The following is a 25,959-nucleotide window of genomic DNA, read 5'->3' as shown; positions in this document are numbered from 1 at the left end:
TTACGCTCTTTCACTCATCCACTCTTTCGCTCATTAAGTTTATTCTCCATGAAAAATAACGTTGCCGTTCTTCCGTAGAACGTACCCTTTCCAGGCAAACAGCTCAAGACTATCTTTTTTCCAGACGTAACTGCCTTCGCTGCCGGTTCTGTCCAGAATCATACTTCCTTTCTGATCAGGCAGGTAGAGCTCAGCTTTCGACTGATCTTTGTTAAACACAACTACAGCATTAGATGTATAACTAGCGGTGTCTTTGGTTGGCACTAATTTAATATCCGCTACTTCAAAGGTACGAATGCATTCATTTTTCACCACGCTCCACTGGTAGCCAGCACTACCAATACAGCCATGCTCGTCTTTGTCGCCCCCCACTTTTTCGGGAACAGCCACAACGTTACTTACCGAATCGGCTGACTGGTCGGTTGTAGTTTGCGTTTTTTTACCAGCACAGGCAATAGCAATCGCCACGACGGCTGCTACGCTAAAAGCTTTTTTCATCTGTTCGTATTGGAATGATTATTCTACCGGTTAGACCCGCAAACGATCAAACCGTCATAACTAAATCTCGAACCTGTTCGACAGTCAAGCCTATAAAATCGTCAATAATGAGCGATACGCCCATCTCGGCCAGTTCATCACGTGTGTGCGTAGTAGCCACGGCAACGACTTTCATACCGGCGCGTTGTCCCGCTTCTATACCCGCAAAGGCATCTTCAAACACCACGCATTTCGCCGGTTCAATACCCACACGCTGAGCAGCCGTCAGGTAGATTTCGGGGTCGGGCTTGCCCCGATGAATCATGCTGGCATCGACAACAGCATCGAAATAAGGACGTAACGGTAGCCCATCGAGTGTGAAGCGCACGTTACTTTCTGGTGCCGACGTACCAACAGCCAGTCGAACGTGTTGCGATTTTAAGGCTGTTAAAAAATCCAGCAATCCGGGTGCTGGAGCCAGTTGAGGACGATATAATTCGCGGTAAATGGCTTCTTTCTCCTCAGTCAGCACAATCAGTTCGCCGGGCGAAATAGGGCGCTGAAAAACATAGGCCATTGCATCAGCGGAGACGTGCCCGTTGATATTATCGACGTATTGTTCTTTGGTAAGTGGCCGGTCATGTTTCTGGGCAAACCGAAGCCAGGCATTGACGTGAAAATCAGTATTATCAACCAAAACACCGTCCATGTCGAATAGAGCGGCCCATAAAAAGTCGGAAGGAGTTATTTCTGGCATGAGCAATGGGAATGCACGAAAGCACAAAGAAAGCAGATTACGGCTTACGCTACGTCATCAGCTGCTTTTGCCGGGCTAATTTCCGGTAACGTATCTCCTGCCAGTATAGCCGCTTCGTGAAGCAGTTCAGTAGCTACCAGCTCATCCGTTACATCTTCAATCCGGTTGTCAAACGCATCGATGCTTTCGTTAGCAAGTAACGAAGGTGATTTCATGCCCAGTAATAATCGTCCTACGTAAAGCAGATTGAGCGAAAAGCGCAATTCGGGCAACGCACGACTGTGGCGGGTCTGAGGTTCAGTTTGCATACAACCGAGCAACAACGGACGCGACCGATTGGGTTCGTTTATAGAGGGCAGTCAAAAAGTTTTACTACAGGGGTTTAATTTTTACGTTCCGAAAGTAAATGGGCGCTCCGGCATGTTTGCCCTGTAAGCCGATGTAGCCATGTAGTGGAAGTTCGGCGGGTGGCATACTGAGCCAGGAAGGCACTTCAGACCCATCAGGATTGGATTTGGCCGACGTAAACTTCGTCAGATCGATGGTATTAACGAGTTCGTTATTCAGCACTATGTAAATCATCTTTCCCTGACAGGTAATGGTGTAGCGGTTCCATTCGTCGGGCTTTTTAACTACTCGTTGCCGGGTTGGAGCCTGATGACCGAAAAAGGCACCGCATTGCCAGTTTTTTGGCGACTCCGCCCATTTTTGAGCGTAATCGTCAGCTATTTGAATTTCCACCGAGTTGGGTATCCAGTTGGCGGTATCGCTTGCGTGTACCACCACACCACTGTTGGTTCCATCGGCCGTTTTAAACAGCAAATCCAGCACAAAATCATCGTATGGAACAGCCGACCAGATGGTTTTGTCTTCCGTAGCAGTTATCACCCCTCCGTCGTCTATACTCCAGACGCCTTTCGGATACGACGCTTCCGAAAGGTCAGACCCAAATAGCGATTTCCAGCCCGGCCCGACCGGATTTGGGTGTCCCTTTGGTGGAGTGGTTTGTCCGTAAAGTGAGTAGGTCAAGCTTAAGGTTGTAATCAATAAGAGTAAGCCTTTTTTCATAAGATTAGAATTTGCTTCATAAAGATAACGACCGGTGCGATTATCTCATCGTCACCGGTCGTTTAGGTTAAGTAAAGCCTATGTATCTACTACGTACCGTATTAAACCCCTGGATAGCCTGGGTTCTGGGTTTTCAGATTAGGGTTATTTAACAACTCCTGCCTTGGAATTGGGAGCAACAAATGTTTTTCCTGCAAAGGCTGATTATTTGAACTTGGATTCACGTGTCCAACGAAATTATCGAAACCATTGGTTTTATCGTTGTAAACTTTCCGTAGACGTACCATATCAAACCAAGTAATCTGCTCGTAGCACAGTTCATGCCAACGCTCCCGCCAAACGGCTTCACGGAAGGTAGCCTGCGTGAAAGTTCCTAGCGCGGGTGTAGTCAATTTTGCACGGTCACGAATACGCTTCATGGCATCGTAGGCGGCCTGCGTTGGTCCACCCACTTCGTTTTGCGCTTCGGCATAAATCAATAGCGTTTCAGCGTAACGTATCTGTGGTACGTTCAGGTTGTTCTGACGAGTTCCTGCTACACCAGACGTACCGTTGGCTATACGATTAAAATGCTTGAATACGTAAGGAGCACCTAAGCTGAATGGAGCACCGTTGCCGTTGGTATAATACGTTGTGTAAAAATATCCGTCCTGATCCTTAGCCCGCAGATCGCCTGGTTCGTACGAAGCGTAAAAACTAGGCGCTGGAACTGAGCTACCTGTTCCACCAGGACCGTTATAGGTTACTGGTTTGAAGTTCGGGTAGAAATTGTCCATTGGGTTACCCGCTACAGTCGTGTTATACTGGAGTTCGAACAGATGTTCTATACGGTTCTCGGTAGTTTCGCTATGAACATCGTTATAGTTCGTAAATAGATTGATCGTACCGGGATTCGCATTAGCGTAAGTAACCACTTCAAGGGCTTTGTCGGCAGCTAACTTGTAGTGCGTTGCTCCTTTGCTCAGTGGGAAGCCAGCCATTGTCAGGTACACCTTAGCCAACTGCGTTTTAACGGCAGCAAGGTTAACACGTCCACTTGGATCCATCCAGGCCAGACCAGCCGCTTCAGCAGCAACCAGATCATCGACGATTAGCTTATACACATCCTCTTTAGAAGTACGGGACGGCTGGAAATCGCTGGAAGCGGCCGATTGCGGCTTAGTAATCAGGGGAATATCGCCCCATAACTGAACTGCCGTAAAATAAGCCGACGCCCGTAGAAACCGTGCCTCACCCAGAATTTTAGCTTTCTGAGCCGCATCCATCGGGGTAATACCCGGTACCTTGTCAATTACCTGGTTGGCATTGGCAATTACCCGGTACAGGCCATTCCAGTAGTTAACCACGTGTGCCGTATTGCCATCATGCACTAACCCATAGAGGTTATTGAGGTCTGAGTTCTGTGCGGTTTCCGTTGTGGAAGTCCCTGTTATGGCTTCCAGCAACTGCCAGTTGCTGGAGAAGATACCGGCCCCGTCACCCATAAACCGTAGACTAGCGTATACTGATGCCAGAGCGGATTCAGCATGGTCAGGAATGGTATAAAAACTAGTGGGAGTCAGGTTCGATGGAGCGTTTTCTTTGAGGAAATCCGTGCAGCCAATAGGGCCGGTAAGGGCAAATCCACACAGCAAGGCTCGGCTTATATGTTTAACGAGTGTATGTCTCATTCTATGAATTTTCTAAATTAAATGCATTAATGAATTACAGTCCGATCTGAAGACCCAACATGTACGTAGTTGGTTTTGGATAATTGTGCCAGATTTCACCTTGCGAGAAGGCGCTACTATCATTCCCCTGGTTAGTAGGCGTTACTTCTGGATCGCCAATAATAGGATCGTCTACCAACAGGAAGAAGTTCTGCGCCGAAGCATATACCCGAAGCCGGTTTAGCTTCAATCTGTTTGTAACCGCAGATGGGAAGTTGTAGCCGAACAGCAAATTTTTACCCCGCAGGAATGAGCCGTCCTTAACCCAATGGCTATCTACGTTTGTAATATAGCCTGCCTGGGTCCCCCGTACTTGAGCAATCATGGTATTCTGATTGCTTGGCGTCCAGGCGTTCAGTACAGATTTATAGCTGTTTGCCAGTGCCTGCCGGTCTTCACTGGGGTGCAGGTTCATGAGTAATACATCATTTCCATACATGTACTGCAGTTCAAGCGTAGCATCGAAATTGCCCAACTTGAAATTGTTGGTCAAAGCACCCCAGCCTTTTGGGCTACCGTTACCAATAATGCTCCGGTCGGCATCCGTAATCGCTTTGTCACCATTCACATCCAGGTACTTGATGTCGCCTGGCAGAATAGTAAATCCACCCCGATAGCTGGTAAATTTGGCCGCTTCTTCACGCTCGGCTTCACTCCATGTGCCTAAACGGGTCAGGCCCCAGAACGCCCCTACAGGCTCACCCACCCGGATGACATTGGTTTGGTTCGTGAAATTAGGACCACCTACGCCAAAGATATCCGATGGTGTTGCCAGCGACAACACTTTATTGCGGTTAAGCGAGATGTTGAACGTAGTATTCCAGGTAAAAGCACCTTTATTAACGTTTACTGTGTTTACAGCGAACTCAAAGCCCTGATTCTGCATAGATCCCACGTTCCGGCGAATAGTGCCATAACCGCTAGTGCGTGGAACAGGGGCATCAAGCAGCATGTCGGTTGTCAGGCGGTAATAGTAATCCATTTCTACATTAACCCGTCCTTTGAACAGGCCAATTTCTAAGCCCACATCGGTCTGAGCGGTTTTTTCCCATCTCAGATCCGGGTTAGCTAAACGGTTGATACCTGTTCCGCTAACGCGTGTGTCGTTATAAATAGTGGCGTAGGTAGAGCTAAGCAATGATAGAGACTGATAAGGAGGAATCTCCGAGTTACCCGTCAGACCATAGCTGCTACGTAGTTTCAGGTTGGAGATGATTTGATTACCTTTCAAGAAATCTTCTTCCGACACCCGCCATGCCAAAGCCGCCGATGGGAAGAAAGCGAACTTGTTGTTTTCCCCAAATTTAGACGAACCATCAGCCCGACCTGTAGCTGTGAACAGGTATTTGTTTTTATAGCCGTAGTTAATCCGACCGAAGTACGAGTTAAAGGCAAAACGCGATGCATCTGAGCCAACAGATGGGTTGGTTGCACCAGCACCTAAGTTATTGAAGCCAAAGTAATCGGTGGCAAATCCACTGACGCTGCCATTCATTCTGAACGCGTTTGTTTCCTGCCAAGAGATACCCAACAAGCCTGTAAATGAGTGATCCTGGCCAAATTGCTTATTATAGGTCAGGTAGTTCTCCAACGACCAGAACGAAGTCCGGGTATTTTGAGTCGAAGCGTTACCGTTGCCACCAATATTGAGGGTCCGGGTCTGCGACTGGTTAACTTCTTGTGTCTGAACGTTAGCACCCAATACCGTCCGCATTTCCAGTCCTTTCGCAAACGTAATATTCGTAAACAGGCTACCTAATGTAGTCTGCGTGTTCTGAATATATCTACGGTCCGTCAGGCGGTGTACCGAACTCATCGTTCCCTCGGCAAGTGGATAATCACGGTTTTCAGCGAAGATTCCCGTATCTGGATACCGTACGGGCAGGAACGGAAAGTCTTCCACAATTTGACGCGCTACAGCATCATTAATATCCACCAGATTTTCAGACTGGTTGTTATAACTCAGCGTACCGCCGATTTTGAGCCAGCTCTTCACCTGATCGTCAAGGGAGAAACGACCAGAATACCGCTTCATGTACGACGTTTTGATAAGCCCCTGATCATCCCGATAGTTGAGCGAAAGCGAATACTGCGTACGCTCATTACCACCGCTAAAACCTAATTGGTGGTTCTGCGACAATACGTTCTGCGAGGATTCTTTAAACCAGTCGGTGTCGTATAAAGGATTCAGATTGGCATCAAAAACACCGGGGTGTGCTGCGCTGAAGGCTGTCCGTCTCACTTTGGGGTCGTATTGTTTATATTTACCTGCAGCCCAACCTACAGGATCGAATTTGGCCATGTTAGCGTAAGCCAGATCTTCTGTTGCCAGATATTCTCTGGCATTCAGAACCTGAGGTTTGTTGGGACCAATGGTATTGACACTAAATTGCCCATCATACGTAACCCGGGATTCACCAGCTTTCCCTTTTTTCGTCGTGATCAGAATAACCCCGTTCGCTCCTCTGGCTCCGTAGATAGCCGTTGACGAGGCATCTTTCAGTACTTCTACACTGACAATGTCGTTCGGGTTGATATAGTCAATCGGGTTACTGAACTGGTCGCCCGTACCCTGTGGCAGCATAACGCCATCAACTACGTAAAGTGGGTTGTTGGAGGAGTTGATCGAACTAAATCCGCGAATCCGAACCGTAGTACGCCCACCCGGACGACCGGAGTTGGTATTTACCTGTACACCCGGCAACCGGCCAGAAAGTTGCTGGTTGAGCGACGGAGCAGGGCGTTCCATCAGTTCAGCTTCTTTAACGCCCGATACGGCACCCGTCAAGTCCGATTTTTTAGAGGTACCATAACCAATTACCACAATTTCGTCCAGCACTTTGCTGTCAGTTTTGAGGCTCACGTCAAGGGTGCTCTGACTCCCTACGCGTACCTCCTGCGAAAGATAGCCGACAAACGAGAAAACAAGCGTAGCGCCACCATCGGGCACATCCAGACGATAGCGGCCATCAACATCGGTAACGGTTCCTCGCTGCGAACCTTTAATAATAACGCTAACGCCGGGTAAGGCTTCGTTCTTTTCGTCTGTCACTTTACCCGTTATGGATCTATCCACCGACTTTGTTTTGAGTCGGTTGGCAATGGACTTGCCGGACGAGCCAGTATCTGGGTCGCCGGATGCAAAGGTAAGGGTGTTGTACGTGCAGAAAAGAAGGCTATGAGCAATAGCCATCCTCACAATTCTGCCAGACAGAATTGAAAAAAGAAGAGGTTTTTTCATACAACTTCATCTCGTTTACCGAGAGGTTTAAGTTTGAAAATACTGATAAAGGAAGAATACTTATACAGAAATAGGGTGAAGAGTATATCTACTTACACTTTATTAAGTTTTTCTTAAAAATTTTAATATCATCCTGATAATTAATTAGAATACCGTTAAAACTTTTTGACGCACGAGTGATTTAGCCCTACGTATCTATCAAATCCAGTACGCTAATTTTATTCGGCCAACAGGATGAGATGAGCACGATCTCTGGCACAAATTCGACGTACAGTCTGTTATACTTGTAGTCGCGTTTGATTCGACAATCAATTATGCAACCTGATTATTCTGTTAATACTGCGTCAACAACCTATCTTGCCGAACGTCAGCCCAGCCCTGTTGATCTTTGGGAAACAGCCCGTTCGCTTGGCATTCCGGCTGCCCTCTGGCGGCTGCCTAACCAGAAAGACAAACATCTGATTGTATCGTTTGATAAAGTGCTGCCCAGAGTAGCCGTAGACCTGGATGAACTTCCGGCCGGATTTCTCATCAGCCCATTCGATAACATCACCGACAGTTCGGCCAACCCGGACATCGAAAGTCCGGCACGTACTCTTTTTTTGCGGGCTGATCTTCAGGCTGTTTTTTCCGAAAACAACCCGAGCCTTATCAAAAGTAAGTCCGGCAAAACGGCTGACCAGTTCTGGCAAACGCTAAAAAATCGCTCGGGTCGTCAACAGCAGGCGTCCTCTGGCGGAAGTGTTACGTTCCTAGCTGACCCGGAAGCTGAAGTTCAATACATACGTAATGTAGAAGCCGCAGTTGACGCCATGCAGCGTGGAGCTTTCCGAAAAGTAGTGTTGTCGCGTACGAAGCGTGTGCAATTTTCGGATGCACCCAACGCCGTTGCCCTGTTCGATAAGCTTTGCCAAACGTATCCGACCGCTTTTGTGTCGGCAGTTGCCATACCCGAAAGAGGGCAAATCTGGATGAGTGCAACTCCCGAGCGGCTGGTTAGTGTTAATGCAGACGGAATTTTTCAAACGGCTGCACTAGCCGGAACGCAGTCGGCGTTTAACCCCGATGGTACCGCCAAACGTCCACCAGACGCGATGTGGTCGCAAAAAGAGATTGAGGAGCAGGCTATTGTGTGCCGCTATATCATTGAGTGTTTCAAGAAGATTCGCCTTCGCGAATACATTGAGGAGGGCCCTAAAAGTATCATCGCCGGGAATTTAATGCACCTCGGTACGTGCTTCACGGTTGATACACAAGCCGTTCGGTATCCGCAACTCGGTACGGTTATGCTACGCCTGCTTCACCCGACGTCGGCCGTATGCGGAACACCACGTGACGTAGCCTTTACGTTTATTGGCCAGCATGAAACCCACGACCGCGAACTCTACAGTGGATTTCTGGGACCGGTAAACATCAATGCAGCGGAAGGACCGGCAACGGACATCTTCGTGCACATTCGCTGTATGAAGCTGGAAGGTAAACTGGCAACCCTATACGCAGGTGCTGGCCTGACAGAAGATTCGAATCCTGAACGCGAATGGCAGGAAACCGAAATGAAATGCCAGACGCTGTTGAAAGTAATGATGAATGATGAATGATGAATGATGAATGATGAATGATGAATGATGAATGATGAATGATGAATGATGAATGATTCTACAAAAAACAATTCATCATTTATCATTCATCATTCAATTTACGCTCCTTCGGCGGGATCGTTGGGCGCCCGCGAACCGTCTTTAGCGGTGCGGTCCCCAGCTTCACTAGCCGCCGACGACTGCGTATCAGCATCCGGAGCCATGCTGTCGGTATCAGCATCTTCCGTGGTAACGAGTTGTACTTCGTTAGGGTCTGTGTTTAATTCTGTGAGTGCCATAAGCGTAGCTGGTTATAATGAGGCCGGGTCTGTATACCGCGGTATGTAGATAACCTCGAATTCCGCTTTCGGTTTTACTCCATGCTATCGTCGTCCAGATCATCCTCGATGCCATCGTCATCCAGGTCCTCCAGATCGTCCTCATTAAACTCTTCTTCTTCAATATCTTCTAAATCATCTGCTCCGTAGCCGCTGGCGGCTCCAGTGCCTAATTCATCGAATTCGGCGTCATCCTCGTCGAAGTCATCTTCTTCATCATCGTCGAAGGCAGCCGATTCAGGGTCTGGGTTAAGCATTATAACGTCTTCGTCCTGATCAAATGCGGGCTGGTAAATCATGGTTTATAGAGTCTAAAAGTTAATTCATCCCTCATAACGCGGCTCTTTCCCCGAAGGTTTAGCCAGTGCCAAAACTAATAGAATAATTGGTTCAAAACCTCACAGTTCCGTTTTCCGTTTTTTAAATACTACATTATCCATTTATTGAGCGCCGAGCCGGCGTAAACTTACTATAGAAAACTTTTCTGATGAAAAATTATCGAATCAAACGCTTATCCGACCAACCAATTCTGCAAACCAGCGATGTAAAACCGATTATTGAAGGCTTCGAAGTGCTGGGCGCTTTCAATCCGGCGGCCTGTTACGTCAATGACGAAATTTTATTGCTTCTCCGAGTAGCGGAAGCACCAAAAGCTGAGAAAGGGCAAATTGCCATACCACTAATTGAAGAGCAAAACGGGGTACCGACCCTGGTTGTTAAGCGATTTGACGAACCCGAAGAAGCGTATGACCCTCGCGTGGTGACGTTTGAAGGGAAGGTGTTCCTGACTTCGCTCAGTTATCTGCGCCTGGCCCGCAGCCGCGATGGGATTCATTTTACGATCGATGATAAACCGTTTATGTTTCCGGCCCGAATGGATGAAGCTTTTGGCATTGAAGACGCTCGTATCACGTTTCTGGATGGCCGTTACTGGATTACCTACACTGCTGTATCTGAACACGGTCCGGGTGTGGGATTGGCCGTAACCTCTGACTTTGTAAATGTGGAGCGGATGGGTATGATCTTACCGCCCCCAAACAAAGATGTCGCCCTATTTCCGCAGCAAATCAATGGCAAATACGTACTGCTGCACCGACCAATGGTATCAGACATTGGCAAACCCTCAATCTGGCTGGCAGAATCGGACAACGGAATTCACTGGGGCAATCATCAGTTTCTGTTCGGTGGGCGTGGGCTGATCGATACGCAGTTTTCGTGGGAAGGCGGAAAAATTGGAGCCGGGCCTGAACCTATCTTAACGGATGAGGGATGGCTGGTGTGTTATCACGGGGCGGATGCTACGCATGCCTATTCGCTGGCGCTGGCCTTGCTGGATAAAGACGACCCATCCATTGTTCTGGACCGCTCGGAACTCCCCCTGCTGACACCCGAATTATCGTGGGAGCGCGAAGGTTTCTTTCCGAACGTAGTCTTTTCAAACGGCTGGGTCAAATGGCCCGACGGTCGAATCTGGGTGTACTATGGTGCAGCTGATTCGGGGGTTGGGCTGGCCGAGTTAGTTCAGGATTAATGGTATTTGTTCTTTGCGTTTTACACAGACCTGCACAAAACGCAAAGAACAGTACTGTTTCATTTCCTTAAAAAGCGTACGTTTTTTTCATTACGTCCATAGTCAGCTCAGGTTCGTAAGCCGCGTTCAACCGATTGGCGTTTTCCTCGACGGTTAACGTAAAACCAGCTTCTTTTCGGCGTTCGTTCACCGCTTTAGCATCCGTGATAGGCCACACAAAACAGCGAGACTGCTTGGTTTTAATCTGTTGCCGACACGTTACCTGAGTTCCGTACTGCTGCGGCTTCATTTCGTGCATCAGCGAACGATCAAGCATCATTGCGTAAAGCGAAAATGGAAGTTCTTTTGCTTCCGCTGTTTTTCTGATCAAAGGAAGATAGGCCGGTATCTTGTTGGAATGCTGAATAATATAAAAGACCGTTTCATTGGTAGGCGTACCAACCAGCGTTTTACCGGGATAACCGTGTTCTTTTAAAATAGCCTCAGCCCGGTTCAGATTAGAGGTATCTATTTTCACCTGTTCGGTCCAAAGCATACCCGCCAGCTTCGTCCGGTCCACTTTATAGAGTGCGCTCAGACTGTCGGTTAAAGGCTGGTTGTTACCCAGTTTAGCCAGCCACTCTCTGTTACGTTGGTCCAGCACATACATACTGTCCAACTCTTGTTTAAGCGACTTATTCGACTGCCCAAATGCACAAACGGGCAGCAAACCAATTACAAACAGCACGAATCTCATAATTAATAGTAAGGTTATGGTTTAATTACCCGCTAATTAATGTGTTTCTCGTAATTTAGTAGTACCTAGATTCTCCTCATTTCATGAATCAATTCACTCAACTACTAGTTTGTTTTCTTCTCCCGGTTTCATTGCTGGCTCAGGTTCAGAAACGCCCCCTAAATGCCTCTGACTATGATCGCTGGCAGAGCGTAAAATCTGAAAAAATCTCGGACGACGGGCGTTGGGTTGCGTTCCAGGTTGATCCTCAGGATGGCGATGGTCGCCTGGAGGCATGGACTACCGGTACTAACCCGGCGAAAACGCACTATGTTTTCCCACGCGGATATATGGCGCAATTCACACCCGATAGTAAATTTCTGGTAATGCGACTCAAAGTACCGGTTGCTGACGTGCGAAAAGCCAAGCTCAAAAAGAAAAAGCCGGACGAGATGCCTAAAGACAGCCTGCTGGTGCTGAATCTGGGAACAGGTACGTCTGTCAAACTGCCGAACGTCAAATCATTTATGTTTGGTAAGGAAGCGGGTTCCTGGCTGGCGGTAGTACAGGAACGCAAAGACGAAAAAGAAAAACCAGCGGCTAAGGTTACCGCACAATCCCAGCGCGATACGTTGTTACCCCTGCCGCCTTCGTCAACCACCGCTGTTGCATCCCGGAAAGGCGCATCAAAAAAACCAAAAGGGGACGACCTGACCCTCCTGAATATGGCCGATGGCGCCCGAAAAACATTCCGGTACGTATCAAACGTAGTGATTTCTGATAATGGGCAAAAAATATTTTACAGTAAAGATTCGGCAAACGATTCATTGAAAACGGGCGACAATGCCGTACCGGGCGTGTTTTTGTTCAACACCGCCAACAGCCAGACTATGCTCGTTGATACCAGTTCGAAACGTAAAATCTACAAAGGTCTGGCGGTCGATAAAGTAGGGCAACAGATTGCCTGGATGGCTTCTGCCGACAGCGCTGGCTCTGACGTAAAGGTGTTTTCGCTGTATTACAAAAACCTGTCGCCTGCCCTTCCGGCCAAAGGTAAAAAACCAAAAACAACCCCTCTCGAAGCTCCTTTCAAGGTGCTGGCCGACACGCTCACAACGGCGCTTCCTAAAGGCTGGTCGGTCAATGAATACCGGGAGCCGAAGTTCGCTGATGATGGTAAACGGCTGTTTTTTTCCACCTCGCCTATTCCGCCTAAACCTACCAAAGATACGCTGACGCCCGACGATGAGAAAGTAAAAATGGACATCTGGAGCTGGACCGACAGTCGACTACAGCCCATGCAACAGAAGCGGCTCAAAGAGGAAAAGGAACGCGGTTTTCTGACTGTTTACGATCTGGCTTCCGGAAAAATTATTCCACTGGCTTCCCGCGAGATTCCGACCGTTGCCTTTGACCCGAAGGTGAGTGGCCGATACTTACTCGGATTGAGCGATTTACCGTATCAGGTCCAGGCTTCCTGGGACCCCGGCCATACCGATTTATACCTGATTGATGCGCAAACAGGCGAGAAAAAACGAATAGCCAATGACGTAATGGCTTCCCAACCCAAACTGTCGCCGGGCGGAAAATATGCGTACTGGTTCGATGAGCGCGATTCGCTCTGGCGGGCCTGGTCGGTAGCCGAAGACAAACGTATTGATCTGACACGTGGGCTACCCAGCAAATTTTTCGATGAAGAACACGACACGCCCAACCTGCCTGGCTCGTACGGTTCGGCGGGCTGGACAAGCAACGACCGGTACGTATGGCTGTATGATCGCTATGATATCTGGCAAATTGACCCGACTGGTAAGGAAAAGCCATTAAATCTGACCGCAGGCTGGGGACGAAAAAATCACGTTCGGCTACGCTACGCTGAATTTGAAGGGGATGATTCACCGAGTCGGATGGCGTCGGAAAAAGCAATCGACCCCAAGACAGAGTTATTTTTGACTGGAATCTGGGAAAGCGATAAGTCGACTGGAATATTGAAAAGCAAAAACGGCTTGTCGGCACTTGACCCAACAACGTTGACGCACAGCAACCACCGTTATGCCGGGCTGAACAAGGCGAAAAATGCGTCGACCATGACGTTCTATCGGGGTAATTTTCAGGAGCCGATCAATCTCTTCCAGACAGACACAACCCTGGCAAATCCCGTTCAGCTTACCCGTACGAATCCGCAGCAGGATAGCATCCGCTGGGGAAGTGTCGAGCTGGTGAAATGGCTGGGAACAAATGGGGTTAAACTTGAGGGCCTGCTCTTCAAACCCGAAGGTTTTGACCCAAAGAAAAAGTACCCGATGCTGACGTACTTTTACGAACGTAACGCCGAAACACTGAACGATTATAAAGTTCCGGCACCCAGTCGTTCTACCATCAACGTAGCGTACTGTGTCTCGAATGGCTATTTGGTGTTTATTCCCGATATCGTTTACACGACCGGACAACCCGGGCCGAATGCCTACGACTGCATTGTTCCGGGCGTACTGAGCCTGATTGATCGTGGATTCGTTGACCGCGACCGGCTAGGTATTCAGGGGCAAAGCTGGGGCGGTTACCAGACGGCCTATATAATTACCCGTACCAATCTCTTCCGGGCTGCCGAAGCGGGGGCACCTGTTGCCAACATGACCTCGGCCTACGGGGGTATTCGCTGGGAGACGGGGTTGGTACGGCAGTTTCAGTACGAGAAAACCCAAAGCCGTATTGGCGGAACTCTCTGGGACAAACCGTTGAATTATATCGAAAATTCGCCCCTGTTCTTTGCCAACCGGATTCAGACGCCCCTTATGATGACCCATAACGATGCCGATGGGGCCGTGCCCTGGTATCAGGGCATCGAGATGTTTACTGCGTTACGCCGGTTGAATAAGCCGGTCTGGATGTTGGTCTACAATGGCGAAGGGCATAATTTGACGCAGCGGCACAATGCGAAAGACTTGAGTGTTCGGCTGTATCAGTTCTTCGATTACTACCTGAAAGATGCGCCCATGCCGATTTGGATGAAGGAAGGGCGAACGGCTGTTGAGAAAGACCGCGGTGAAATGAAATATTAACCAGACAAGCGCTTTTATGTAACTTTATAGAAACAAAACGCCACATGTCTATTACTAAGCAGCCCTTACTATACGCCGGGTCTCAGGGAGAAAAACATTTGTACACACTATTCGATAGCGGAGCTAATCTTTCCTGTATTAATCCTGATCATGTTCCTGACTTAGCCCATCTGGAAAGCTTAGGTCGCGTCCGTCAGGTAGCTACAGCAGCAGAAGGGCATTACATTGAAATCAACCACCGTGTTACGTTAGATTTTTATCTGGAAGATGTTCTCCTCTCCGATGAATTTCTGGTTGTACCGGGCTTAAGCGAAGAAGCAATTATTGGAGCGGCAACCATGCAAAAGTGGCGTATCAAACTGGAACGGTCCGCCGTCGCGGTTTGAACACGACACGGTCCATGTTGACCCGAAAGTTGCCAAGATGCAATTGATCTAGAATCGCTGATAGATACATTTACAGGCCACAAGCGGAGCATTCGGTTGTGGCCTATTTTTTTACAATAAAATCAAGCGTTTTCCCTTCAGCTACGTTCTGCCGGCTGGCAAACGTATGATTACCACCATCCTGAACAATGAATCGGCGGAGGTTTACATTGCCGCTCAGTACAGCCAGTGATACGTTCGTATTTCCATTTGCTTGACTAACCGTACAGGTGCCCCAGGCCGAGCCATTCGACCAGAAATACGTACCGGGTTTTGTGGTGATGGTCATGGTTTCTGTCACACCCGAATACTGAAATCCACTCCAGGCCAGCAACGTGTTCCAGCTCGTCATCGAGCGGGCGTAATGATAACCACATTCGGGCTCATTGAACGGATTTCGCTTTTGTCCGTCAAATCGGTTACGTATTGCGGTGAGGCAGGTTAATGCGTTTTCTGTCTGCCCTTCATAAATCATCCCGACGGCAGCACAATATTCGAAGCCCGTCATCGATTCGGCAAAGTAAGGAAAAGGCACCTTCAAACGACCTTTGGGCCAGCTTGCCATAAGCAGACCCGCTTCGTCGCCCAGTACGTAGGAGCGCATGTTGTTGAAATGATCCGAGAAGCTATCTAGATAATTGTATTTCATGATGCTGCGGAGCGTAGTCTGAATGTGTTCCCGATTGGCCAGATACCCTAGTCCGAGCATATGCGCCATCATCTGACCTACCAGTTGATCGACCAGGCATCCTTTTCCCAACTGATAATCTGGTACGTTTACCGTCGAATCGCGTTCCCAATTCAGAAACGCAAACGTGGTGGGATCGGTAATTTTATGCTCGTAATATTCTCCGTTGAATAAGTTCTGATCCATCCAGGCGCCCCCTTTTCGGGACAGATCTTCACATTTCCGCGCTAGCTCCCTGTCGTTCATGGCCAGAGCCATTTCGTGCGCTGCTTTCAGTGCACCCAGATACCAGAACCCCATTTGCGGATTGGGCCCATAATAATCAACATCCATGGTGTTATGCTGCCGTCCTTCCATAACCCCATCCTGATTGCCATCCCAGCCTCCCTTGATCCACGCATAACTCAGTACTTTTTTTACCTGTGGCCAGTTCTTTTTCAAAAACTCCTGATTACCCGATAGTTGCCAGTCGCGGTAAAATTTCAGAATCGTCCCCATCTGCCCGTCGGCTGCGGCATTTTTCCATTCCTGCGCTTTTGCCAGCGGCAGCATCACCCGGAAACTCATTTTACCGGTTTCGTTGGTTGCATAGTTGAACTCAATATCGCGCATCGACTGCGACAGATCGGCGAAGAGAAACGCCGTTGCCTGCTCATAATTCCAGACGTGCGTACAGGACCCAAAACACGAGCCAAACTCATCGAAAACACCCTCCCACCCCATCAGATGCCCGCTCGGAATCCGAAAAACGGTTTGCGAGCGTAACGTTGCCAGATTAAACAAAGCCGCTTCCTTGATAACCTCCGGGTAACTGCTACGTAACAGCGCATTCACAAACTGCAGGGTTTTCTGCTCAAGGGCTGGTAAACGGGGCAGTGTTTTTACGATGACATCCCAAGCGTCAGCGTATTGTGTTGAGTAATAATTGCCTACGGCCGACTGATCGGGTTTTGTCGAGAACGACGTCCAGGCCAACCGATTCGGAAAATTCCAGGTGATAAAAAACGTAAAGGTCTGGGTTTGGCCAGGCGCTACGGTTTTCTGTACAGCCAGTGAGGCCAACGGATCGTCATCAACCAGTTTAGGCTTGTCGGTCAGCATGCCATCGGCGCTGAAATCGTCCCAGAAATCGAGCATTGCATTTTCCCAATCGTTTGAACGCGAGCTGGTTCGATAGCTTACACCTGTTGGACTGTTGGTCGTCAGCGCGATGGTTCCCCAGGCTGCGTCCTGCCGACTGACACTATCGGAATACATGAAAATGCCCTGCACTCCAGCCTCACGTTTATAGATATTGGTATTCTTCCTGGCCCCGATAGGCACGTAATCGCCTTTCCAGTCTTTTATGGATTTGCTGCCATCCTTTCCCACAAAATTCCGCATTGAGCCGCACACCGAAACGGTCAACGGTTCCTGACTTGTATTCGTTACGTCGTAAGCCAGTATAGCCATCGGAATGCCGCTGTTATCGGCATCACCGGGAATAAATGGGTTGAATCCCTTCACTTTTACCCGAACGGGCATTCGTTTGTCGGACAGATTCACCTGCCCAAACGGATAAGCCGCATCGAACGTAGCGTCGGTAAATCGGGGAAAGCCGTGCTGGTTCACTGGACGCCCTTCGTAGTGCTGAAATTCAGCCGGATCTAGCGGTCCGAGCAAGGCTTTTGTCATGGGTTTGCCCGTGGCCGAACGTACGTTTATGGCGAAGAAGGGCGCGTTATTGCCGATCGTTACGGTGCTGAATCCTTTGGCGGGTTTGTTCATGATCTCCCAGTCGCGCAGCTCACCGCGTCCACCTAGCGAAACGGTTCCCGTACCAATGCCGCCCAGCGGTAAAGCAATGTTGCGCAGATGATCTTTATCGTAATGTTTCAGAACTGGCCACGTACCCGGCTGCCATTGCGCCGAACACGTTTGTAGTATAAAAAACAGGCAGCTACTAAGCCAATAAATACGACGACAAGAGAGGAAATAACTTTTCATAAAAGTCCATTGAACCTAGTTAAATTTTGAAAAGTGGTACGAGTGAGAACGTTTTTTGTCATTTTGAATTGACTTAAAAGTGACTGGCTATCAAAAAAATACTCCCAACCCGTCGTAACGAATTGGGAGTCTAACTCTTCTTTAAGAGTAAAAGCTAAGTAAGTTTATTGAGCAGCACCGGAAACAACTTCCCCTTTGAAGGATAGCGTCTGTATTCCTCCTTCAGCATTCGACTCAACGGTTACTGTTTTATTGAATGCCCCAACGGCTGCGGCATTATACGTAGCTTTCACAACGCCCGATTGCCCGGGTAAGATTGCAGATTTGGGGTAATCAACGCCGGTGCATCCACAGGAGCCTTTCGCATAATTGATAATAAGTGGCGCTTCGCCTTTGTTGGTGAACGTAAATTCTGCTGTAACGGGCTTGCGCTGAGCAATACGCCCGAAATCATACGTAGCATTACGCCAATTGAATACAGCCGCCGGAACAGTCATAGCCATGCTGGCTGTCAACAGTACAAGTGAGCCGAAGAAAAGGATACGTTTCATAAAAAATTGGTTTGATAAGATTTGCGTTATTGCTTACTCAAGCAACGCTGCAAACGTACCGTCTTCGGCTGGATGGTCTTGTTAAGCACTTCCTAACGTTTGTTAACGAGTTGTTAATGTGGAGCAAATTGGCAACTAAGTGGTTGAGGGAATGAGCGAATAACCCGTACTTTACAATCGAAATTATTCAGTCATTCACGCATTCGCTCATTAAAAAATGGCTCGTCTCCGGCTGCTGGTTGTTCTTTCGGTACTATCCATTATCGGAATTCTGGCCGTACAGGCAATCTGGGTACGTAACGCCTATGCACTACGGGATCGACAGTTTCGGCAGTCAGCATTCATTGCCTTACAGGATGTAGCCGATGACGTAGCGAGGCTCAATCAGTTCGACCTGAATCGCTACGCGGTTACGCAGCTCTCGGCCGATTATTTCATTGTCAATACCGATGCGCCAATTGATCCGACCACGCTCGAAACCTTCATCCAGCGGTCCTTGCAGCAGCACAACCTCATTACGGATTACGAGTATGGTATCTACAACTGTGAAACGGACCGTATGGTCTATGGGGCTTATATCAGCACAAGCGGTATAGCAGGCGCGAAAACAAAAAGTTTACCCAAATTTCCGCGCTACACGTACTATTTCGGCATCCGGTTTCCAAACCAGGCCGCCTTTGTAGCCGGTCAACTGAGCGGCTGGCTATGGTCTACTGTAGCGGTGTTGCTGGTGGTCGTTTTCTTCGGTTATACCTTGATTGTCGTATTGAAACAACGAAGGCTGACTGAAGTACAACGGGACTTTATCAACAACATCACGCATGAACTCCAGACGCCCGTTTCGACCATCCGCATTGCCGCCGACGTACTGCAATCCGATACGATTATCCAACAGCCCGAGCGGATGAAGCAGTATGTCCGGGTTCTTTCGGAAGAAAGTAGACGCCTGCAAAAACAGGTCAATAACGTACTACAACTGGCTCGTTCTGAACGCACTGGATTCATATTGGATATGACGGATATCGATTTACACGACGTAATGACGGCTTCTGCCAATACCTTTGCTCCCAACGTCAGGCTTGATCTTTCCGCTACCAATGCCCACATTCGGGCTGATCGGTATCATCTTGAAACAGCCCTGAACAATCTGATTGACAATGGCATGAAATATTGCCATCAATCGCCTGATATCGTACTACGTACCCGAACCGAAAATAACCAGCTGATCTGGTCAGTCAGCGACAACGGAATTGGCATTGCTCCCGAACACCAGCAGGCCGTTTTCCATCAATTCTTTCGAGTAGCATCAGGGCACACGCATACGATAAAAGGTTTTGGCCTCGGCTTGTATTACGTTAGGCAAGTGATCAATGCTCACGGCTGGCGGCTGACGCTAATCAGTCAGTTAGGGCAAGGCAGTACGTTCCAGATTACCTGTTCATCCGTAACGAGTGAACAAGTGGGCCACTCTTCGGCGCCGACGCGGAAAACCGGAACGATTCGCAGGAGCTACGCCTTATTTCGCTCATTCACTCTATCATTCTTCCACCTGTGAATCCAGCGCGTATATTATTCGTTGAAGACGATGTCAATCTGGGGTTTGTGATTCGCGACACACTCGAAAATGTGCCCTTCATCGTTACGCATTGCATCAACGGCGCCGATGCCTGGGCCATGTTCCAGAGCCAGCCGTTCGACATTTGCCTGCTGGATGTGATGCTGCCGCAAAGCGATGGTTTTACGCTGGCACAGCAAATTCGATCCATCGATACGCAGGTGCCGATTCTATTTCTGAGTGCACTGGCCAGCAAGGATGATCGTTTGCAGGGACTAAGACTTGGTGCTGACGATTATCTGACGAAGCCGTTCAGTATCGAAGAATTAATCCTGAAAATCAACGTCTTCCTGCGTCGAACTACAGCTGACAACGGACGTAGCATTCGGGCAAAATCCATTCTGGACCGGCAAAATATGACGCTGACCATCAATGGCGAAACCCAACTGCTTACCCATCGCGAAGCCGACGTAATTGCTTACCTGCTTGATCGGCCCAATACACTCGTTCGTCGTGACGAACTGCTGCGAGCCATCTGGGGCGACGACGATTATTTTATGGGCCGCAGTCTGGACGTATTTATTTCCCGGCTGCGGAAACGACTTGTTCAGGACCCAAGTATGCGTATCGAAAATGTACACGGGGTCGGATTCGTTTTGCGGCAGTAATCCACGACATTTGCGAACATTTTACTATCTATCCAATCTTATGACGTATCGATTGCCCGCCATTACGTTAACAATTCTGCTCTTTGCTGTTGGCTGTAAAACGGCTAAGTTATCGACTGGCAAACTTCCGGCTACGGCCACAATTACGGAAGAAGGATTCCTGAACTGCTTTACAGCCGGAACTTCTCTAAACGGTCAGCCCGTCTGGTGTGAAGCCTCCGCCGTACTATATAATGGCAAAAACGTTTTTTTTGCCAACGATAAAGACATGCCTGGAGGTCAGAGTCCGGTGTTCATGAAAGCACCCGAAACCCTGGCCGACTCAACGAAACCGCCAACCTATCTGACGGCTGCGCCCTTCTCGCAGGGAACGAAATACGAGGATTTTGCCCAAACCCCTGATCGTCGTTTTGTACTGCTCACGACTGCGTTCGACCGGGTAAAACCGGGCGGACACGACTGGGATCGCTTCAATACAATTCTATATTGGCGAAGTGGCGACGAGCAGCACCCGCATGTTCTGGCTCCCGACGATACGAGTCGAACATCTATTGCCTACCGCCAGCAGATTGCGCAGTTACTGGCAACCGAGGAATTTCCGGGAGCCATTCCGTATTTTAAAATCGAAGGACTGGCGGCTACTGATAAACAGTTGCTGTTCGGCATTCGGGAAGAAGGTAAATCGTACGAGAGTTTTACGTACCGGGCAAAAATTATAAGTGTGTCTTATTCGGTCGAGAAAGCGGGGGAAGCGGACCGGATTCGCCTGGCAAACGACTGGAAGATTGTTAATAACTTCGATATTGCCAGCGCTGACCCGAGCCTACCGAAACCGCTGGCGATCTCCAGTCTGGAGTATGATCCCCATCGAGGGTGTTTCTGGATGCTGACCTCCATGGAAGCCAATGGACAGCTTGACGCTTACCTATGGGTCATTACGCCCAGCGATTTATACGCCAACAAACCGTTCTCACTGGTCCGAAACGAAGAGGGGCAACCTCTGCACACACCCGGTCATAAAGCCGAAGATCTGACACCACTGGATCATAACCGACTTTTGCTCATCAGCGACGACGACCGGGCTCGTACCACCATCGGCGCTCAGGTACGTCAGCCGAATCAGGCAGCTTACACTATCCTGACGATTAAGTAGGCTGATACGATGGAGTACGATGGAGCATGATGCAGAGGTGAGCGATTTTAAGGCATAACATTCTGAGCTATACAGCACCATTTTTGACAATCCTTACGCCTATCTGCCCTGTCCAGAACATACTTTTCGCTATTTTTGCGCCCTTAAATACTGGTCAGCGCAACGGCTAATCAGCTCATTGACTGACCAATTGATTGACAATCATGCTACTGAGTGAACAGGAAATAAATCGCCGACAAAAGCGCGAAGAATTAATGCGGATGGGAATAGACCCCTACCCCGCCCAACTAGTTGACGTAACGGCAACGATTGCCGATATCCGGGCCGCTTTTCAGCCTGGCGGTCCCGGCACAGATATTGAGCCCGAGCAGGACCTTTCCGCTGACGAGCGCTGGGGAAATATCCAGCTAGCCGGTCGGCTTATGGGTTTTCGTATCATGGGGAGTGCCGCTTTCGCCGAAATGCAGGATTCAACGGGCCGGATGCAGCTCTACTTCCGTCGCGACGACCTTTGCCCCGGCGAGGATAAAACTCTGTATAATACGGTCTTCAAAAAACTGCTGGACATTGGCGATATTATTGGTGTGCGGGGTCACGTTTTCTCCACGAAAACCGGAGAGCTATCTGTTTACGTCAAAGAATTCACGATTCTGAACAAAGCCCTTCGGCCGTTGCCTGTGGTGAAAGAAGTGGTGAACGACAAAGGCGAAAAAGAAACGTATGATGCGTTTACCGATCCCGAACAGCGGTATCGCCAGCGTTACGTTGACCTGATTGTGAATCCGCAAATCCGGGATGTGTTTGTAAAGCGTACCAGATTAGTCAACTCGATCCGGCAGTTTCTGAGCGAAAAAGGCTATCTGGAGGTTGAAACGCCGATTTTGCAACCCATCCACGGCGGTGCTACAGCCCGGCCGTTCCGCACCCACCACAATACGCTCGACATGACGCTCTACATGCGTATTGCCAATGAGCTGTACCTCAAGCGGTTGATCGTTGGGGGATATGACGGGGTTTTCGAATTTGCCAAAGATTTCCGGAACGAAGGCATGGACCGTACCCATAACCCGGAGTTTACGCAGGTCGAATTTTACGTTGCTTACAAAGATTATCTCTGGATGATGGACACCATCGAAGAGATGGTCGAGAAGGTGGCGCTGGACGTAGCCGGAACCACCAAAGTAACGGTCGGCGAAAACGTCATTGATTTTAAGCGACCCTGGAAACGGCTGACCATGTTCGAAGCCATTCAGCAATATACGGGTGTCGACGTATCGTCGATGGACGAAGCGGAACTGCGCCAGGTCGCCGAAAGTCGGGGAATCAAAGTAGACAGCACCATGGGTAAGTCGAAACTGATCGACGAACTGTTTGGCGATGCCTGCGAACCCAATCTGATCCAGCCGACGTTCATCACGGATTATCCGGTCGAAATGTCGCCCTTAACCAAAAAGCACCGGAGCAAACCGGGTCTGGTGGAGCGCTTCGAGGCCATTTGTAACGGTAAAGAAATTGCCAATGCTTACTCCGAGCTGAACGATCCGCTCGACCAACGCGAACGCTTTGAAGAACAGCTTCGACTGGCTGAACGGGGCGATGAGGAAGCGATGGCGCTGGATGAAGATTTCCTCCGGGCCCTGGAGTATGGCATGCCGCCCACGGCTGGCGTCGGTCTGGGTATCGACCGTCTGACGATGATCATGACCAATCAGTCGTCGATTCAGGACGTACTATTTTTCCCACAGATGCGCCCCGAGAAGAAACTGGAACAATCCGAAGAGAGTGATTTCGTGGAGGCTGGTGTTCCAGCCGAATGGGTTCCGGCTGTACAGAAGCTAGGATTCCTAACGGTAGAGCAACTACGTACTGCCAGTCCCAACAAATTATTTAATGATTTGGGGGCGTTCGGAAAAAATTGAAGCTGGAAGCTAAAATGCCGACTTTAGACGACGTAAAAGGCTGGATTGGTCAATAAGCAGTCAGCGCAAAAACCCCACCTGGTGACCGGGTGGGGTTATAATCTCTTGATCTGACGTTGTAGATTACTAATCTATCTTTTGCACTTTTACTGCATTGAGTCCTTTTTTGCCGTCAACTACCTCAAACTGTACCCGGTCTTTCTCGCGAATCGTAATGCCGTTCAGGCCGGTAATGTGGACGAAAATGTCCCGGTTGGTATCGTCTTCAACAATGAATCCGTAACCCTTACTTTCGTTAAAGAATTTTACTACACCAGTTTGCATAAAACGTAAACAATTAAACAATTAAACATTAAAGAGGGTCAATAATTAACAGCGATTCACGAAACAGATACCAGGACATGTTGGTGACCGGAATACGTAGTTGAGAATCAATGAAGTTGGTTAAAAATAACTTGGAAAAGGCAATTATACGCCATCAATCCCGTTACAACACAAAGAAAATAAAAATGTTCTGACTTCAATAAGTCTGAGGCTATTTTTTAGGTATTTTCACTACATTTATATTGTTTTTTTGTGTAAACGGCAAACAATCTGTTAATAAGACGCGTTACGTTTTCTTGATTCCATTCAACGTTTATCTAAGCACTTCGCCAGTTAAAAACATGAATAAGATTAGATTTTTCGTCGAAAATCAAGCCTTTGGTGTATGCTCGCGCCTTGGGGAGAAGATGAATATATCAGCAAGCAGTATCCGGTTGTATTTTATTTACACATCTTTTCTGACGCTTGGCTCCCCCGTGATTCTTTATCTTATTCTGGCGTTCTGGATGGAAATGAGTAAGCACCTGCGTCGGCACGCCCACCCAACCGTCTGGGAATTGTAGTACCAGGAATACGTACTGAATACGCTAAGATCAGAGACTTTTCGCTCTGCACTATATACTTATCATTACCCTTTCTCCATTTCGCTAAACGTCTTCTTTCCCTTAAGAAAGTATTGCCACACAATGCTGTACTGATAAAGTTTGACGCTAGCCCGTTGCTGGGTACGTAGTTGTTTGCGCTGGCGATGGAGCGTAGGCAGCTGACCATAAAAAGCGAAATGAGCCCGCAAAATGGCGCCTACATCCGCCCATTCGCCTAACTGCATAAACAGGATGGATGAAATGCCATCCAGAACCAGCCTGAGTAGAATTTTAGGCCATAACCAGACGTCAGCTGGCCAGTTTTTGTAGAGCATGAACAGGCTATTACGGTAATTGAGGTACGTTTTGTGAGGGTTAGACTTGTGCAGGGTTCCTCCGCCAACATGATACACCGTCGATTGTCCGCACGTCCAGACTTCGTAGCCAAGCCGCTGAAAACGCCAGCACAGATCGATTTCTTCCATATGCGCAAAAAATGACGCATCGAAGCCGCCAACCTGATGAAATACGTCGGCCCGCACGAATAGACAGGCTCCCGTTGCCCAAAATACCGGTCGATTATCGTCGTACTGGCCCTGATCTTTTTCGAACGTAGCAAAAACCCGGCCCCGGCAAAATATGTACCCCAGCCAGTCGACAAAGCCACCTGCGGCTCCGGCATGTTCAAAAAATTCACGCTCGCTGTACGATCGGATTTTGGGCTGACAGGCGGCAATATTAGGATTAGCCTCCATCAACCGGATAACTGGTGAGAGCCAGCCCGGTGTAACTTCAATATCAGAATTAGGCAGAACGTAGTATGCTGGGAGCCCGTAATTCGTGCGGATATGTTCGAGTGCGAGGTTATAGCCACCAGCGTAACCTTCATTACGGGGTAATTCGATGATGCGAACCGTTGGGAAATGTGTTCGGACAAACGAAACGGATGAGTCGGTAGAGGCACTATCTGCAACGTAAACCGTGTGCCCATCCGTATTCGCAAGCACTGTCGGCAGAAATTTTGCCAGGAACGGTTGTCCGTTATAATTCAGAATAACTATGGCAATGGTATTCACAAAAAATAGTCAATGAGTTAAGCAGTCGGTGGGTTAATCAGAGATCGACAGTAAAGTAGTTAGCCAATATAGGATTAGGCAACCAATTTATCTGTTAATGATTGACAAACTAACTCACCAACTGACTAACTGATAAACTGTCCGGCTACTATTACATCAGCCCATCCAGATTCAGACCTGGGATATTTGGCAGTAATCCTTCGGTAGCCTGACGAAGGTGTTCGCGTGCTTTGCCTTCCACATTGCTCATCGCCTTGTTCGTTGCGGCTACAATAAGGTCTTGCAGCATTTCGCGCTCGTCGGGGCGAATCAGTTCAGGGTCGATCTCGATTTTCAGAATATTTTTCAATCCGTTGACCGTCACCTTTACCATACCAGCTCCCGATTCGCCGGTTTCGGTGACAGCGCTGAGCGTTTCCTGGGCATCCTTCATCCGGGATTGAACTTCCTTCATTTTCCCGAACATATCCATCATGTTCATAAATAATATAGTGTAAAAAGTCGCACGTCGATCAGTGTAAGAATAGATGTAAGCCTGTTACGACCTAACGACTTATT

General features: G+C 48.6%; 22 protein-coding genes and 1 pseudogene. 9 read left to right on the top strand and 14 right to left on the bottom strand.

The window, feature by feature from the left end; all coding sequences use genetic code 11:
* Positions 1 to 39: 39 nt before the first annotated feature.
* The 6 genes from LN737_RS11260 to LN737_RS11235 all read right to left on the bottom strand — a co-directional run bounded on the left by LN737_RS11260 (position 40) and on the right by LN737_RS11235 (position 7,252).
* Complete coding sequence (locus tag LN737_RS11260) at positions 40 to 498, bottom strand: hypothetical protein (RefSeq protein ID WP_405518868.1); 459 nt, start codon at positions 496 to 498, stop codon at positions 40 to 42.
* Positions 499 to 544: 46 nt separating this feature from the next.
* The gene (locus tag LN737_RS11255) at positions 545 to 1,234 is read right to left on the bottom strand and encodes an HAD family phosphatase (protein WP_405518866.1); all 690 of its coding nucleotides are present in this window, start codon (positions 1,232 to 1,234) and stop codon (positions 545 to 547) included.
* A gap of 44 nt (positions 1,235 to 1,278) precedes the next feature.
* Positions 1,279 to 1,542: a hypothetical protein gene (locus LN737_RS11250; protein ID WP_405518865.1), complete on the bottom strand. Its 264-nt coding sequence runs from the start codon at positions 1,540 to 1,542 to the stop codon at positions 1,279 to 1,281.
* 64 nt (positions 1,543 to 1,606) lie between these two features.
* Complete coding sequence (locus tag LN737_RS11245) at positions 1,607 to 2,302, bottom strand: DUF1080 domain-containing protein (RefSeq protein ID WP_405518863.1); 696 nt, start codon at positions 2,300 to 2,302, stop codon at positions 1,607 to 1,609.
* 101 nt (positions 2,303 to 2,403) lie between these two features.
* Complete coding sequence (locus tag LN737_RS11240; RefSeq protein ID WP_405518862.1) at positions 2,404 to 3,972, bottom strand: RagB/SusD family nutrient uptake outer membrane protein; 1,569 nt, start codon at positions 3,970 to 3,972, stop codon at positions 2,404 to 2,406.
* A gap of 34 nt (positions 3,973 to 4,006) precedes the next feature.
* Positions 4,007 to 7,252, bottom strand: a complete 3,246-nt coding sequence (locus tag LN737_RS11235; protein ID WP_405518860.1) for a TonB-dependent receptor — start codon at positions 7,250 to 7,252, stop codon at positions 4,007 to 4,009.
* A 314-nt stretch (positions 7,253 to 7,566) separates the two neighbouring features.
* Here LN737_RS11235 and LN737_RS11230 point away from each other — a divergent pair, with 314 nt between their 5' ends.
* Positions 7,567 to 8,850 carry an isochorismate synthase gene (locus LN737_RS11230; RefSeq protein ID WP_405518858.1) on the top strand — a complete coding sequence of 428 codons (1,284 nt, stop codon included), beginning with the start codon at positions 7,567 to 7,569 and terminating at the stop codon, positions 8,848 to 8,850.
* A 98-nt stretch (positions 8,851 to 8,948) separates the two neighbouring features.
* On the opposite strand, the gene LN737_RS11225 is transcribed toward LN737_RS11230, so the two are convergent.
* Both LN737_RS11225 and LN737_RS11220 read right to left on the bottom strand, forming a co-directional pair.
* Positions 8,949 to 9,128 (bottom strand): hypothetical protein, encoded by a 180-nt coding sequence (locus LN737_RS11225; RefSeq protein ID WP_405518856.1) that lies wholly within the window; start codon positions 9,126 to 9,128, stop codon positions 8,949 to 8,951.
* Between the two features lie 74 nt (positions 9,129 to 9,202).
* Positions 9,203 to 9,466: an adhesin gene (locus LN737_RS11220; RefSeq protein WP_405518854.1), complete on the bottom strand. Its 264-nt coding sequence runs from the start codon at positions 9,464 to 9,466 to the stop codon at positions 9,203 to 9,205.
* A 188-nt stretch (positions 9,467 to 9,654) separates the two neighbouring features.
* On the opposite strand from LN737_RS11220, the gene LN737_RS11215 reads away from it, so the two are divergent.
* Positions 9,655 to 10,698 carry a glycoside hydrolase family 130 protein gene (locus LN737_RS11215; protein WP_405518852.1) on the top strand — a complete coding sequence of 348 codons (1,044 nt, stop codon included), beginning with the start codon at positions 9,655 to 9,657 and terminating at the stop codon, positions 10,696 to 10,698.
* A 67-nt stretch (positions 10,699 to 10,765) separates the two neighbouring features.
* On the opposite strand, the gene LN737_RS11210 is transcribed toward LN737_RS11215, so the two are convergent.
* Complete coding sequence (locus LN737_RS11210) at positions 10,766 to 11,434, bottom strand: DUF6624 domain-containing protein (protein WP_405518850.1); 669 nt, start codon at positions 11,432 to 11,434, stop codon at positions 10,766 to 10,768.
* An 83-nt stretch (positions 11,435 to 11,517) separates the two neighbouring features.
* Between LN737_RS11210 and LN737_RS11205 the strand changes: the two genes are divergently transcribed.
* Positions 11,518 to 14,472 carry a S9 family peptidase gene (locus tag LN737_RS11205; protein ID WP_405518848.1) on the top strand — a complete coding sequence of 985 codons (2,955 nt, stop codon included), beginning with the start codon at positions 11,518 to 11,520 and terminating at the stop codon, positions 14,470 to 14,472.
* A 44-nt stretch (positions 14,473 to 14,516) separates the two neighbouring features.
* Positions 14,517 to 14,858 (top strand): hypothetical protein, encoded by a 342-nt coding sequence (locus LN737_RS11200; protein WP_405518846.1) that lies wholly within the window; start codon positions 14,517 to 14,519, stop codon positions 14,856 to 14,858.
* 103 nt (positions 14,859 to 14,961) lie between these two features.
* Here LN737_RS11200 and LN737_RS11195 read toward each other — a convergent pair whose 3' ends face one another.
* The gene (locus LN737_RS11195; RefSeq protein WP_405518844.1) at positions 14,962 to 17,571 is read right to left on the bottom strand and encodes a GH116 family glycosyl-hydrolase; all 2,610 of its coding nucleotides are present in this window, start codon (positions 17,569 to 17,571) and stop codon (positions 14,962 to 14,964) included.
* A gap of 164 nt (positions 17,572 to 17,735) precedes the next feature.
* The gene (locus LN737_RS11190; RefSeq protein WP_405518842.1) at positions 17,736 to 18,122 is read right to left on the bottom strand and encodes a DUF1573 domain-containing protein; all 387 of its coding nucleotides are present in this window, start codon (positions 18,120 to 18,122) and stop codon (positions 17,736 to 17,738) included.
* 217 nt (positions 18,123 to 18,339) lie between these two features.
* On the opposite strand from LN737_RS11190, the gene LN737_RS11185 reads away from it, so the two are divergent.
* From LN737_RS11185 to lysS, 4 genes and pseudogenes are all read left to right on the top strand, one after another.
* Entirely contained in the window at positions 18,340 to 19,677 is a 1,338-nt protein-coding gene (locus tag LN737_RS11185) for a cell wall metabolism sensor histidine kinase WalK (protein WP_405518840.1), read from the top strand.
* Positions 19,674 to 20,345: a response regulator transcription factor gene (locus tag LN737_RS11180; RefSeq protein ID WP_405518838.1), complete on the top strand. Its 672-nt coding sequence runs from the start codon at positions 19,674 to 19,676 to the stop codon at positions 20,343 to 20,345. Before LN737_RS11185 ends, LN737_RS11180 begins: the two co-directional genes overlap by 4 nt.
* A gap of 40 nt (positions 20,346 to 20,385) precedes the next feature.
* Positions 20,386 to 21,498, top strand: a complete 1,113-nt coding sequence (locus tag LN737_RS11175) for a hypothetical protein (protein WP_405518837.1) — start codon at positions 20,386 to 20,388, stop codon at positions 21,496 to 21,498.
* Positions 21,499 to 21,701: 203 nt separating this feature from the next.
* Positions 21,702 to 23,473 (top strand): annotated as a pseudogene (gene lysS, locus LN737_RS11170) (lysine--tRNA ligase).
* A 70-nt stretch (positions 23,474 to 23,543) separates the two neighbouring features.
* On the opposite strand, the gene LN737_RS11165 reads toward lysS, so the two are convergent.
* On the bottom strand, positions 23,544 to 23,741 hold the full coding sequence (locus tag LN737_RS11165; protein ID WP_405518835.1) for a cold-shock protein: 198 nt from the start codon (positions 23,739 to 23,741) through the stop codon (positions 23,544 to 23,546).
* Between the two features lie 341 nt (positions 23,742 to 24,082).
* Here LN737_RS11165 and LN737_RS11160 point away from each other — a divergent pair, with 341 nt between their 5' ends.
* The gene (locus LN737_RS11160) at positions 24,083 to 24,304 is read left to right on the top strand and encodes a PspC domain-containing protein (protein ID WP_405518834.1); all 222 of its coding nucleotides are present in this window, start codon (positions 24,083 to 24,085) and stop codon (positions 24,302 to 24,304) included.
* Between the two features lie 65 nt (positions 24,305 to 24,369).
* On the opposite strand, the gene LN737_RS11155 is transcribed toward LN737_RS11160, so the two are convergent.
* Positions 24,370 to 25,401: a glycosyltransferase family 2 protein gene (locus LN737_RS11155; RefSeq protein WP_405518833.1), complete on the bottom strand. Its 1,032-nt coding sequence runs from the start codon at positions 25,399 to 25,401 to the stop codon at positions 24,370 to 24,372.
* A gap of 151 nt (positions 25,402 to 25,552) precedes the next feature.
* A complete protein-coding gene (locus LN737_RS11150) occupies positions 25,553 to 25,882 on the bottom strand; it encodes a YbaB/EbfC family nucleoid-associated protein (protein ID WP_405518831.1) in 330 nt (109 codons plus the stop codon).
* Positions 25,883 to 25,959 lie beyond the last annotated feature (77 nt).

This window comes from Spirosoma sp. KNUC1025 (assembly GCF_045160025.1).
Lineage (GTDB): Bacteria > Bacteroidota > Bacteroidia > Cytophagales > Spirosomataceae > Spirosoma.
Note: the sequence above shows the minus strand (reverse complement) of the source record. Positions and strands in the feature narration are given on the sequence as shown.

Coding starts and splice junctions, on each gene's coding strand:
- LN737_RS11260 (WP_405518868.1), bottom strand. CDS start 498: ATGAAAAAAGCTTTTAGCGTAGCAGCCGTCGTGGCGATTGCTATTGCC.
- LN737_RS11255 (WP_405518866.1), bottom strand. CDS start 1,234: ATGCCAGAAATAACTCCTTCCGACTTTTTATGGGCCGCTCTATTCGAC.
- LN737_RS11250 (WP_405518865.1), bottom strand. CDS start 1,542: ATGCAAACTGAACCTCAGACCCGCCACAGTCGTGCGTTGCCCGAATTG.
- LN737_RS11245 (WP_405518863.1), bottom strand. CDS start 2,302: ATGAAAAAAGGCTTACTCTTATTGATTACAACCTTAAGCTTGACCTAC.
- LN737_RS11240 (WP_405518862.1), bottom strand. CDS start 3,972: ATGAGACATACACTCGTTAAACATATAAGCCGAGCCTTGCTGTGTGGA.
- LN737_RS11235 (WP_405518860.1), bottom strand. CDS start 7,252: ATGAAAAAACCTCTTCTTTTTTCAATTCTGTCTGGCAGAATTGTGAGG.
- LN737_RS11230 (WP_405518858.1), top strand. CDS start 7,567: ATGCAACCTGATTATTCTGTTAATACTGCGTCAACAACCTATCTTGCC.
- LN737_RS11225 (WP_405518856.1), bottom strand. CDS start 9,128: ATGGCACTCACAGAATTAAACACAGACCCTAACGAAGTACAACTCGTT.
- LN737_RS11220 (WP_405518854.1), bottom strand. CDS start 9,466: ATGATTTACCAGCCCGCATTTGATCAGGACGAAGACGTTATAATGCTT.
- LN737_RS11215 (WP_405518852.1), top strand. CDS start 9,655: ATGAAAAATTATCGAATCAAACGCTTATCCGACCAACCAATTCTGCAA.
- LN737_RS11210 (WP_405518850.1), bottom strand. CDS start 11,434: ATGAGATTCGTGCTGTTTGTAATTGGTTTGCTGCCCGTTTGTGCATTT.
- LN737_RS11205 (WP_405518848.1), top strand. CDS start 11,518: ATGAATCAATTCACTCAACTACTAGTTTGTTTTCTTCTCCCGGTTTCA.
- LN737_RS11200 (WP_405518846.1), top strand. CDS start 14,517: ATGTCTATTACTAAGCAGCCCTTACTATACGCCGGGTCTCAGGGAGAA.
- LN737_RS11195 (WP_405518844.1), bottom strand. CDS start 17,571: ATGAAAAGTTATTTCCTCTCTTGTCGTCGTATTTATTGGCTTAGTAGC.
- LN737_RS11190 (WP_405518842.1), bottom strand. CDS start 18,122: ATGAAACGTATCCTTTTCTTCGGCTCACTTGTACTGTTGACAGCCAGC.
- LN737_RS11185 (WP_405518840.1), top strand. CDS start 18,340: ATGGCTCGTCTCCGGCTGCTGGTTGTTCTTTCGGTACTATCCATTATC.
- LN737_RS11175 (WP_405518837.1), top strand. CDS start 20,386: ATGACGTATCGATTGCCCGCCATTACGTTAACAATTCTGCTCTTTGCT.
- LN737_RS11165 (WP_405518835.1), bottom strand. CDS start 23,741: ATGCAAACTGGTGTAGTAAAATTCTTTAACGAAAGTAAGGGTTACGGA.
- LN737_RS11160 (WP_405518834.1), top strand. CDS start 24,083: ATGAATAAGATTAGATTTTTCGTCGAAAATCAAGCCTTTGGTGTATGC.
- LN737_RS11150 (WP_405518831.1), bottom strand. CDS start 25,882: ATGAACATGATGGATATGTTCGGGAAAATGAAGGAAGTTCAATCCCGG.